The organism is Exiguobacterium sp. N4-1P (assembly GCF_002214325.1).
This window is the reverse complement of record NZ_CP022236.1, coordinates 1,466,082-1,475,462: the sequence shown is the minus strand read 5'-3', so window position 1 is coordinate 1,475,462 and position 9,381 is coordinate 1,466,082. Positions and strand designations below refer to the sequence as shown.

The 9,381-nt window shown below is 49.3% G+C and carries 13 protein-coding genes and 2 pseudogenes; 2 read left to right on the top strand and 13 right to left on the bottom strand.

Annotated features, from left to right (window positions below; all coding sequences use genetic code 11):
* The 7 genes and pseudogenes from A0126_RS07780 to A0126_RS07750 form a co-directional block, all read right to left on the bottom strand.
* Nucleotides 1-399 (bottom strand): annotated as a pseudogene (locus A0126_RS07780) (transposase); the annotation flags it as partial.
* Between the two features lie 273 nt (nucleotides 400-672).
* The gene (locus A0126_RS07775) at nucleotides 673-996 is read right to left on the bottom strand and encodes an antibiotic biosynthesis monooxygenase (protein ID WP_088837154.1); all 324 of its coding nucleotides are present in this window, start codon (nucleotides 994-996) and stop codon (nucleotides 673-675) included.
* 68 nt (nucleotides 997-1,064) lie between these two features.
* Nucleotides 1,065-1,691: a hypothetical protein gene (locus A0126_RS07770; RefSeq protein WP_088837153.1), complete on the bottom strand. Its 627-nt coding sequence runs from the start codon at nucleotides 1,689-1,691 to the stop codon at nucleotides 1,065-1,067.
* 102 nt (nucleotides 1,692-1,793) lie between these two features.
* Nucleotides 1,794-2,498 carry a nucleotidyltransferase domain-containing protein gene (locus A0126_RS07765; RefSeq protein ID WP_088837152.1) on the bottom strand — a complete coding sequence of 235 codons (705 nt, stop codon included), beginning with the start codon at nucleotides 2,496-2,498 and terminating at the stop codon, nucleotides 1,794-1,796.
* 1 nt (nucleotide 2,499) lies between these two features.
* A complete protein-coding gene (locus tag A0126_RS07760) occupies nucleotides 2,500-2,982 on the bottom strand; it encodes a hypothetical protein (RefSeq protein WP_088837151.1) in 483 nt (160 codons plus the stop codon).
* 30 nt (nucleotides 2,983-3,012) lie between these two features.
* Nucleotides 3,013-3,297 (bottom strand): hypothetical protein, encoded by a 285-nt coding sequence (locus A0126_RS07755; RefSeq protein ID WP_088837150.1) that lies wholly within the window; start codon nucleotides 3,295-3,297, stop codon nucleotides 3,013-3,015.
* A gap of 123 nt (nucleotides 3,298-3,420) precedes the next feature.
* On the bottom strand, nucleotides 3,421-3,810 hold the full coding sequence (locus A0126_RS07750; RefSeq protein WP_239456893.1) for a hypothetical protein: 390 nt from the start codon (nucleotides 3,808-3,810) through the stop codon (nucleotides 3,421-3,423).
* A 159-nt stretch (nucleotides 3,811-3,969) separates the two neighbouring features.
* On the opposite strand from A0126_RS07750, the gene A0126_RS07745 reads away from it, so the two are divergent.
* Entirely contained in the window at nucleotides 3,970-4,353 is a 384-nt protein-coding gene (locus A0126_RS07745; RefSeq protein ID WP_088837148.1) for a hypothetical protein, read from the top strand.
* 156 nt (nucleotides 4,354-4,509) lie between these two features.
* Here A0126_RS07745 and A0126_RS07740 read toward each other — a convergent pair.
* Together A0126_RS07740 and A0126_RS07735 are read right to left on the bottom strand one after the other, a co-directional pair.
* Nucleotides 4,510-5,267, bottom strand: a pseudogene (locus A0126_RS07740) (glucose 1-dehydrogenase).
* 61 nt (nucleotides 5,268-5,328) lie between these two features.
* Nucleotides 5,329-5,775: a hypothetical protein gene (locus A0126_RS07735; RefSeq protein ID WP_088837147.1), complete on the bottom strand. Its 447-nt coding sequence runs from the start codon at nucleotides 5,773-5,775 to the stop codon at nucleotides 5,329-5,331.
* A gap of 118 nt (nucleotides 5,776-5,893) precedes the next feature.
* On the opposite strand from A0126_RS07735, the gene A0126_RS07730 reads away from it, so the two are divergent.
* Nucleotides 5,894-6,622, top strand: coding sequence for an SDR family oxidoreductase (locus tag A0126_RS07730; RefSeq protein WP_088837146.1), 729 nt, complete (start codon nucleotides 5,894-5,896; stop codon nucleotides 6,620-6,622).
* Nucleotides 6,623-6,661: 39 nt separating this feature from the next.
* Here the strand turns inward: A0126_RS07730 and A0126_RS07725 are convergent, their stop codons facing one another.
* The 4 genes from A0126_RS07725 to A0126_RS07710 all read right to left on the bottom strand — a co-directional run bounded on the left by A0126_RS07725 (nucleotide 6,662) and on the right by A0126_RS07710 (nucleotide 9,360).
* Nucleotides 6,662-7,660: an LLM class flavin-dependent oxidoreductase gene (locus tag A0126_RS07725; protein WP_239456892.1), complete on the bottom strand. Its 999-nt coding sequence runs from the start codon at nucleotides 7,658-7,660 to the stop codon at nucleotides 6,662-6,664.
* A gap of 63 nt (nucleotides 7,661-7,723) precedes the next feature.
* Nucleotides 7,724-8,416, bottom strand: coding sequence for an ABC transporter ATP-binding protein (locus A0126_RS07720; protein WP_088837144.1), 693 nt, complete (start codon nucleotides 8,414-8,416; stop codon nucleotides 7,724-7,726).
* Nucleotides 8,417-8,512: 96 nt separating this feature from the next.
* Entirely contained in the window at nucleotides 8,513-8,899 is a 387-nt protein-coding gene (locus A0126_RS07715; RefSeq protein ID WP_088837143.1) for a hypothetical protein, read from the bottom strand.
* Between the two features lie 47 nt (nucleotides 8,900-8,946).
* Nucleotides 8,947-9,360 carry an Rrf2 family transcriptional regulator gene (locus A0126_RS07710; RefSeq protein WP_088837142.1) on the bottom strand — a complete coding sequence of 138 codons (414 nt, stop codon included), beginning with the start codon at nucleotides 9,358-9,360 and terminating at the stop codon, nucleotides 8,947-8,949.
* Between the last annotated feature and the right edge of the window lie 21 nt (nucleotides 9,361-9,381).

Below are 9,381 nucleotides of genomic sequence, written 5' to 3'. Positions count from 1 at the left end.
CATCGACGCCTTGGGTCAGAATTTTGTAGAAGATATCTTCAAAAATCGTCGTGTCTTGGAAGCGTCGGACATAGTTTTTTCCGAAGGTTGAAAAATGAGGAACCTTTTCATCCAATCCAAGTCCTAGAAACCAACGATAGGCGACGTTCGTTTCGATTTCTTCGTCTTCCGCATAGAAGGAATACCGAATAAATATTGAAGGAGAGCCATCTTGATTAAGAGAACAGAATCCACGCTAGGTCTTCCGTTATTTTCACAGTATAACTTTTCAACCAATGGATAGATGAATTGAAAGTCCATCACCTGATCGACCTTGCGGACCAAGTGGTCCGCAGGAACCAATTGTTCGAGTGTGACCGTGATGTTTTCAGAACGATGGGGTTGATTTCGTTTTCCCATCATGGGAAACCCTCCTTCGTGGTATATTTTTTTACTTTATAATATGAAAGAAAGCTAAAAAAGCCTCGATTTCCGATCTAATCGCTTCCTAGTGGAAAGCAAACAGGAGCGACTCTGCAGCGAAGCGAAGCGGCGCGATGTTTGCCACAGGAAGACGATTAGGGAGGAAAGAGAGAGCAAAAAAAGATGGGAGATCACATTCAAGTGACCTTCCATCTAGTTTGTCTACACGCTGAAATGCCTGACATCCGAAGAACGGGTGTCAGGCATTTTTTAGAGATGCGGATGATCGGCGACGACGGCATATTCCGTCACGGCATTCGAGAGGACAAGTGGTTTGACTTCAGAAGTCCCAGCGTCTCGTTTTTTATGGACGCCTTTATATGCTTGGCTCGCTTGCCAAGCGTGGAAATCTGCTTGTTTTCCCCATGTCGTCATGATCGTCACGACATCGTGTTCGTCCTGACTAATATCGACGAGCACTTGCATCCGGATGAATCCTTCCATCTGCTCAATCCCTTTTGTCGTCTTAAAGCGCGCCGCAACTTGATCGGACTTCCCTTTGACAACGCGTAGTTGATTCATTACAATCCACATACCGATTCCTCCCTTGTTCACTGCAACTAGTATACCGAATGGGAAGACGAGTGCCCACTCTTGATGCTTCAGTCGATGGTGTTCGATAGGAAGCGAAACCGTTCTGCGCCTGAGGCGTCGACCGCGTGGAGATCAAAGAACAGTGATTTCGGAAAAGCTTGTGGGAGCTTTTGCACCGTATGGAACCGTTCCTTCGTTGCGACGTCAAATGTACGCGTCATCGCTTCGATGGCACGGATCTCTTCTGCGCCGTTCGTGACTGCAACCTTGAATGGTGCTACCGTCAAATGATCAATCAGGCGATGGTGATTTTCACCGACGACAATCAGGAAACGGCCGGCGTCCGTATCGATGACATCCGCTTCCGCCCACTCTTGTCCGTCGTGTACGGTACGGCGTGTGACGTGAGTGACGACGTACGTTGCCTCGTTGCGCCGTAACACAATCAAATAGCGCGTCGTCTTCGTCTCAGCATAAGCGATTGCCTGTGTATCGCTTAATGTTTCTGTCCAGTAGACCTCTTTCGTCGTAAGCTGAATGGTCGCATCTTTGTTGAAACCGGCGACGACCGCTTGCGGTGTTAACTCAGGGGCCGGATCATGGAACGCTGCGGAATGGTTGTCGTGTTGTAAAAATAAGAAACAACCGATCCCGACGAGGAAACTGCTGATGAGCCATACAAGTTGTTTCTTCATGCGATTCTCTCCTTGTGTAAGCGACGGTCCGTTCAACCGATTGATGGTTTCGTCTAGTTCTTTAGCATAACAAAGACCTGCTCGTCGCAACAAGAGCAGGTCTTATGTCCCGATGGAAAATCCATCAAAGTGTCGTCCGCCATGTTGTGTTAGCCACGTCTCGATCAACTGAATGACCGATTGTTTCTCATCATGACGGAAATAACGTTCGAAAGCATCCGTGAATCGGTCAGCATCTGCTTGACTGAGGGCGGCGAGTTCACGCGGCAACCATTTTCCTTGACCGAGCCAGCGTCCGGATGCCGTTAAGTGAAAGGCAGCTGCTTGATCGAAAAGACGTGTTGCGATGGCGAGTCCTTCCGTCCGGTCCTCTACCCCGATGAAGTCATCGAGCAGATCCGTCAAAAAATAGCGATTCTGATTTAATTGTTCAACCGTCCATCGCGTTGGTCCGGCAAGCAATTGGCGCGACGCTTCCGTTTTCAACCGGTCGACGAGTGGATGCACCCGGACCGGCACCGCTTCCGCGACCATCCGTTGCAGCGAGGGGCGTCGACGTGCGCGATCCGCTTCGAAAAAGTCGGCAATCGTCGCTTCCGTGTAAATGAACGCTTCGACGGGGTATCCTTCATACAGAAACGACTCCCGGTAGGTGCGTGCTCCTGTTGGCATGAGGACGATCAGGTCGATGTCAGACGTCGCTGTCGCCCGTCCACGGACATGACTGCCGGCAATCATTGCAGCTAAGGATTCAGGGAATCGTTCAGCCACCAGTTCATTCGTCAGTGTAAGAATTTCTGGATTCATGTCACTCCATGACCCGATCTTGGAATAAGGCGTTATCACTGGCGAAAACGGCCAGTTCATCTCCCGGTACAGCGACGATTGAGGCCGTCGCTTCGGCGTTCAACCGTAAATCGACCGTCCAGGATTCGTAATACGTGTCCGAGCCGTTGACGACGAGTGTCTTCCCGGAACTGAACGTCAGAAAAAGGTGCGGAATCGTTTTTCCGATGCGTACACCAGTGATTCGTTCAGTATGTAAGGTGACGATCAAGTGTAACATCTCTTCTTTCGTCATATGACGGACGACCCAATCTTTTGACGATTCGACGTCCCCGTAATAGAGGCGATCGGTTTCAATCCGTAACGAAATTTCCGGGTTCATCGTATCGTAGAGATTAATGAAATCCAGGCTGACGAAACTAGCCAAGTGAATCGTCGAGAGCTGTGTTCCGGTTAAGTAGGTCGTTAAAAGTTTTCTCGCAAGTTGATGGTCTTCTTTGTTCATCTGTACACACCTCTTCATGTAAGTTTTAAGTCAGTTCAAGATGATTTCCAGTCCATACATCACCGTCATGAGTCCGGTCATCGCGAGCAGCAGACACACTAACACGATTTGCAGGATGCCGGTATACACGTGTCGCATTTGACTGAGTAGTACGATCGAACAGGCCGACAGCAAAATTCCCAAGTAAAACAGCCAACTGAACGGATCGGCGACGGCGATTCGGAAATAGCCGCTCAGGACGATACTCGAGACAATCAAATAGAGGATCGAAGAGCTGACGACGACAGGGCTCGACCGACGCAATACATGATTCAAGAGCGTACCTCCTCTTAAAAAGAATCTTTCTTCCAACAAATTTACCACATATTAGTAAGTCACGGGAGTCCTAAAGAAAAAAGGAATCCTATCGGTAACGATAGAACCCCTCTTCAGACCGACTCAGTCTGCTTTCTTTAAGATGTTGAGTAACCATTTTTGCAGGTCTTTTCCACCTTCGTAAAAAGAGCTGTCACGTAATTCGAACGTGTGCCCGCCTTGCTTGATTGCTTCGTTAAACGTATCACCAAGATCGCGGTTTTCCCACTTGCGTTCATCATTCAAATATTTAAAGCCGAAATTACATTCGACATTAAAAATGATATGGAATGGTTCTTTAAATGAATTGACGGCCCGAATCATCTCGAGCAGAATCATCCGCTTCGGTGTCGATTGTTTGATGGTGTCGATCGTCGTCGTCCGACGCCCGTGAAACTCGACGACGCGGACGGCACGTCCCTGGTCTGCTTTAAAATCATAACTTGTCCGGATGGAGACGATAATTTCTCTCATGCTTTCTGTCATACGCTCTCACTGCCTTTCTCTCGCTTTCGAGTATACCACCCCACTCCACCTTCCTTGAAGAAAAAATTTTAGTATTCCGTCCTGAGACGGATTGAATACTACCATATTTTGTATTAAAATGAAGTAAATGACGAAAGGAGCCTTGTTTTGAAACCGTTATTTTCCATTATCCTGACTGTTTGTTTAGTCTTCACAGGGTGTTACTGTTCCCTTGAAGCACGAACAGACGACCCGCACTTCAAATCACGGACACGTTCGATTTCGACGTATCATACATTCGCTATTGAATTTTCACATGGACTCCGCGCTGATCAAGTTTCGAACCGAACCGTTACCGTCACGGATTCGACGGGGGAACGGATGCAAAATGAACTCGTTGTCATCGATGGGAAAGAGTTGCGGATTAAACCGCCTCGCTCTGGGTATCGGAAAGGACGACAATACATTATACATATCCGTGACTCGATTGATGCCCGGAAACAATTGAAAACAACGACTGTCCGCGAACGGATTTTTACTGTTGATCGTTAACAGTGAGATTCGTTTTTCTTATGTATTTTATTAAAAAATCGGATTGAACAAGCGTTATTTGCTTTCGGACAAATTAAAAGATGACGGGGATGTCCGTCATCTTGATTACGCTACAGCCTATTGCCCTATTATAGTATATGCTCTCGTCTTATCGGCCTAATAGGCACTCCATCCCCCGTCTGCAACGACGATTGCCCCATTGATGAAACTCGCGTCGTCTGATGCAAGAAACAAAGCGAGCTGTGCGATTTCGTCAGGTTGTCCGGTTCTGGGGTTCAAGCCCATCCCGAGCATCGTCCGTCCCATCCCGAACTCACTGATGTTCGTCATCGATTGTCCGATGTTCGTCTCGACGGCACCGGGCGCGATTCCGTTACAGCGAATCCCTTCTTGTGCATACATGAACGCCGTGTTTTTTGTCAGACCGACGACGGCGTGTTTGGAGGCGGCGTACGCAGCACCGGCACGCGCTCCGTTTAGTCCACCGATTGAGATGTTGTTGATGATGTTTCCGGAACCTTGTGCACGAAATAAGGGAATCGCGAGCCGCATCGTCTGCATGACGGCAGTCGTATTGATGGCGAGAACGCGGTCCCAGCGTTCATCGGTCAGCTCGTCGACCCCTTCCATCCCGTCCATGATTCCGGCATTGTTGACAAGGATATCGAGTTGTCCGTAAGCCGCTAACGTCTCGTCAAACAGTTGTTTAATCGCTTCAGCAGACGTGACATCCGTTTTGATGGCGGTCGCCGTCCCGCCGGCTGCTTCAATCGCCGCGACTACTGCGTTTGCCCCGTCCAGCTGAATGTCAGACACGATGACACGTGCTCCTTCTGCTCAAACCGCTCCACGATGCTCTTGCCCATTCCGGACGCCGCCCCCGTCACGATGGCAACTTTGTTTTCGAGTCTCATGTTTTTTCATCCTCTCTGCTTAAACACGACGATCTTACTCGTCTTTACCCGTTTCGACGTGTCATTTCACTTCAATCACGAAAGCCGAGTTCCCGTCCCCTTGCTCCCAATCAGCAAGGACATGATACACATAGATTCCGCGCGCATCAGGTGCTTTGAGTTGTTCGTCTTGCAGCGTAACTGTCTGTCTTGTCTCTGCATCTTGCCACTGTTCGATTTTTAAATCGTCCGGCGTAGGACCGTCATGAAAGGCAATCGTAATCGGTGACTCCGGTCGGACCACGGTCGGCTTCAATTTTTCTGTCATTTCGAGCGGGTTCGTGTAGATATAGTCGACACATTGTCCCCGTATGAGACCATGCCAGCAATAGGACCCTTGCTGCGTCGGGATCGTTTGGTTTCCGACCGACACGTCAGGAAGCGGCGGTTGATTTCGGAATGGTTCGATGATGAAAATCAATCCAATCACAAGTAAGATGACGATTAAACGAATCGTCCGTCGTTTCATACGAACCAGCTCCTTTTTTTCATAAGTGTCTTCCGTAGGTTTGTCCTGCAGCAAAACAGGCAATAACTCAACAGTGAGCATAAATCAGTGAAGCAACTACTACAGGAGGTTATCAATCATGGCTGAAAACAAAGTCGTCATCATTACAGGTGCATCAAGCGGTATCGGGGAAGCAACAGCGAAGTTACTTGCGAAGAACGGTGCAAAACTTGTCCTCGCAGCACGTCGTGAAGATCGGTTGCAAGCATTAAAAGAAGAAATCGAGCAGCTCGGTGGTCAAGCGGTCTATCAAGTGACGGACGTGACAAAGACGGAGCAACTCGAACAACTCGCGAAACTGGCACAGGAGACGTACGGATCAGTCGACGTCCTCGTCAACAATGCCGGTCTGATGCCGTTGTCGCAACTCCATAAAAACAAGCAGGATGAATGGGATACGATGGTTGACGTCAACATCAAAGGCGTTCTTTACGGAATCGGGGCTGTCCTTCCGTACATGCGAAAACAAAAATCAGGGCATATCATCAACATCTCGTCCGTCGCAGGTCACGAAGTCATGCCGTCAAGCGCTGTCTACAGTGGAACGAAGTTTGCCGTGCGTGCGATTACGGAAGGTCTCCGGAAGGAAGAGTCGGTCGATAATAACATTCGCGCGACAATCATTTCACCGGGAGCCGTCGATACGGAGCTAAAAGACCACATTACGGATGAAGACATCAAACAAGGGATCGGCAACATGCAGGCGATTGATGCCGACGCGATTGCTCGGGCAATCAACTATGCGGTCAGTGAACCGGATGATGTTTCGATCAATGAAATCCTGATCCGTCCGACATCACAAAAATAAGGAGTATACAAGAACGGCCGACACATCGTCGGCCGTTTTTTAGTGCTGTATCATCTGTTCGGCGATCAACCGGTACGATTTGAGCCGTTTGTCTTGGTCGTAAGCATTGTTGATTAACAAAAATTGATTCGTCCCGTACCGGGTTGCCAACTGTTCGAGTGCTGCTTCAACTTCCGTCGCCGTTCCGACGATAGTCCGGCGCCGGTCGTGTTGGATCCGTTTTAATTGTTCCGGGTTCCAGTCCTTCGTCCCGACGGTATCAAACGACGGGACGATCGAGTTTCCGAGCCGGATCCCTTGAATCCAGGCATCTTGTGTCGTCGCCAACTGTTCTGCTTCTGTTGTCGTTTCGGCACAGATCGCAAACACACAGACGATGACCGTCGGCTCCTTGAACTGCGCACTCGGAATGAACTGCTCGCGGTATGTCCGTAATGTCTCTTCCCAGCGGTCCGGATTGATGAAATGACCGAAGACAAGCCCCATCCCCCGCTCTGCCGCGAGCCTTGCGCTGTTCGGTGACAGGCCGAGCAAATAGAGGGGAGCCGTTTGCGTGAGGCGCGGCGTCGTCTTGACGATCCGAAACGGATGCTTTGCGGACAACGAATCAGTTAAAAAACCGGACAATTCATCCATCAAGCGTGGGAACTCAGAATACTTATTCGCTTCCCCGTCCGTCAAGGCACTTCGTGTCCGCTCACTTCCGCCTGGAGAGCTTCCGATACCAAGTTCAATCCGTCCCGGATAAAAGGCTTCGAGCGTCGAAAAATTTTCCGCGACTTTTAACGGGCGGTACTGCGGTAACAGGACGCCACCCGTCCCGAGCTTAATCGTTTTTGTATCACTCCCCATCCGGGCAATGAATAATTCAGGCGCTGCGCTAAGTAAACCGTTCGTATTATGGTGTTCGGCGAACCAGTAACGCTCATAACCAAGCTGTTCTGCTGCTTCGACGAGTCGTTTCGTTCGAATCATCGTGTGTTCGATCGTATCCCCTTCGTGGAGCGGGACTTGATCGAGTATGCCAAGTCGCATCATGCGTCGCCTCCTTTACTGATAAGTGTAAAGGGTCAGCCGTCCGAAAACAAAATCGGTGCTCCGTCAGACCGTGACGAGTCGCGAATCTTCGATGACAAGTCCGTCCTTCATCTCGATTTTTCGATTGGCGCGGTCAGCAAGCTCCGGGTCATGGGTGACGAACAAAACGCCACATCCTTTTTCAGCGTTCAACCGTTTTAAAAGTTGAAAGATGATTTCCCCGGTTTCCGTATCGAGGTTCCCCGTCGGTTCATCCGCGAGGAGCCACTTCGGCTCATGGACGAGTGCCCGGGCGACGGCGACACGCTGCTGTTGTCCGCCGGAGAGCTGGGACGGCAACGAGCTGGCTTTTTCTGCAAGACCGACTTGGTCGAGTAAGGCAAGTGCCCGCTCCTTCTTATCATAGGAAACTTTGCGTCCGAACAATGGAGCCATCACATTTTCAAGTGCCGTCAACGTCGGAATCAAATGAAACTGTTGGAAGATAAATCCGACGTTCTCGAACCGGAAATCAGACAGTTCTTTGCTCTTCAACTGATTGATCGGGCGGTCGCCATACAATAGCTGCCCTGTCGTCGGTCGATCAAGTGTCCCGATCAGACTGAGTAACGTCGATTTCCCTGATCCAGACGGTCCGATGATTGAGATGAAATCACCTGCGTCGAGCGTCAGATTGACGGCGTCAAGTGCCTTCGTTTCGATACCGTCCCCTGAAAATGATTTACCGATGTCCTGACACTGAAATGTATCCTTCATCTGATTTCCTCCTTAAATTCATCTTGTCCTGAATGGAATTCGTGATATATTTGGAAAATCCTGCAAAACAAAAACGACCTTTAAAAAAAGATCGTTTTACGTCGAGACAGAGGGACGTTTAACCCGTTTTGCACAGACTTCATACGGAATCACATAAAACAGACAGGCGATGACGGCAAAGCGAACGATTCCGAGCACGTTCAGTTGGATATCGATGGATGATTGACCAAACGCTTGATAACCACCGATAAACAAGAGAATGGCGAAGGTCAACGTCGTCAGATAAATCAGGAGACGTAACGGTAAAGGGTACCGCCCGGCAATCCATAACATGGGAATCCCGAACAAAAATGAAAAAAGTGTCACGGCAAACGTTCCAAATTGATAAAGAAATTCATTTTCTAAGTTGTTTAACAGCGCATAACCCGTAAAACATAAAAACGATAAAAGGACACTCACAGCAGAGTAACTGACTAAGCGCATCGTTTATCCTCCTTTGAATCCGTTTACAAATCCAGACACGACCACCATCATCTCGGAATGAGACGATGGACGACATCAGCTAACGTTTCTGCTGCGAGTTCTGCTTCTAACGCCTGTTGAGCCCGGCTGAACGTCGTCTCGAGCGCGCCTTGAATCTCGCGGCCGATCGGACAATTCGGATTCGGGGACTCATGCATCATGAATAAGTCTTCTTTCGGCTCAACAGCACGATAGACCATCAGCAATGTGATGTCTTCCGGCTTTAGTGTCAGGATTGCACCGGTCCGTCCCGCCTGTGTCTTGAGCAGTCCTGCTTTTCGCAGGAGACCGGTCAGGCGACGGATGACGACAGGGTTCGTATTGACACTCCCGGCAATGATTTCGGAAGACATCGGTTGTTCTTCACTTGAACTGATTAAAGCGAGTATATGCACTGCGACCGCTAGTCGACTATTGATCATTGTTTTCACCACCAATATCTT

Coding starts and splice junctions, on each gene's coding strand:
- A0126_RS07775 (WP_088837154.1), bottom strand. CDS start 996: ATGTGGATTGTAATGAATCAACTACGCGTTGTCAAAGGGAAGTCCGAT.
- A0126_RS07770 (WP_088837153.1), bottom strand. CDS start 1,691: ATGAAGAAACAACTTGTATGGCTCATCAGCAGTTTCCTCGTCGGGATC.
- A0126_RS07765 (WP_088837152.1), bottom strand. CDS start 2,498: ATGAATCCAGAAATTCTTACACTGACGAATGAACTGGTGGCTGAACGA.
- A0126_RS07760 (WP_088837151.1), bottom strand. CDS start 2,982: ATGAACAAAGAAGACCATCAACTTGCGAGAAAACTTTTAACGACCTAC.
- A0126_RS07750 (WP_239456893.1), bottom strand. CDS start 3,810: ATGAGAGAAATTATCGTCTCCATCCGGACAAGTTATGATTTTAAAGCA.
- A0126_RS07735 (WP_088837147.1), bottom strand. CDS start 5,775: ATGAAACGACGGACGATTCGTTTAATCGTCATCTTACTTGTGATTGGA.
- A0126_RS07730 (WP_088837146.1), top strand. CDS start 5,894: ATGGCTGAAAACAAAGTCGTCATCATTACAGGTGCATCAAGCGGTATC.
- A0126_RS07725 (WP_239456892.1), bottom strand. CDS start 7,660: ATGATGCGACTTGGCATACTCGATCAAGTCCCGCTCCACGAAGGGGAT.
- A0126_RS07720 (WP_088837144.1), bottom strand. CDS start 8,416: ATGAAGGATACATTTCAGTGTCAGGACATCGGTAAATCATTTTCAGGG.
- A0126_RS07715 (WP_088837143.1), bottom strand. CDS start 8,899: ATGCGCTTAGTCAGTTACTCTGCTGTGAGTGTCCTTTTATCGTTTTTA.
- A0126_RS07710 (WP_088837142.1), bottom strand. CDS start 9,360: ATGATCAATAGTCGACTAGCGGTCGCAGTGCATATACTCGCTTTAATC.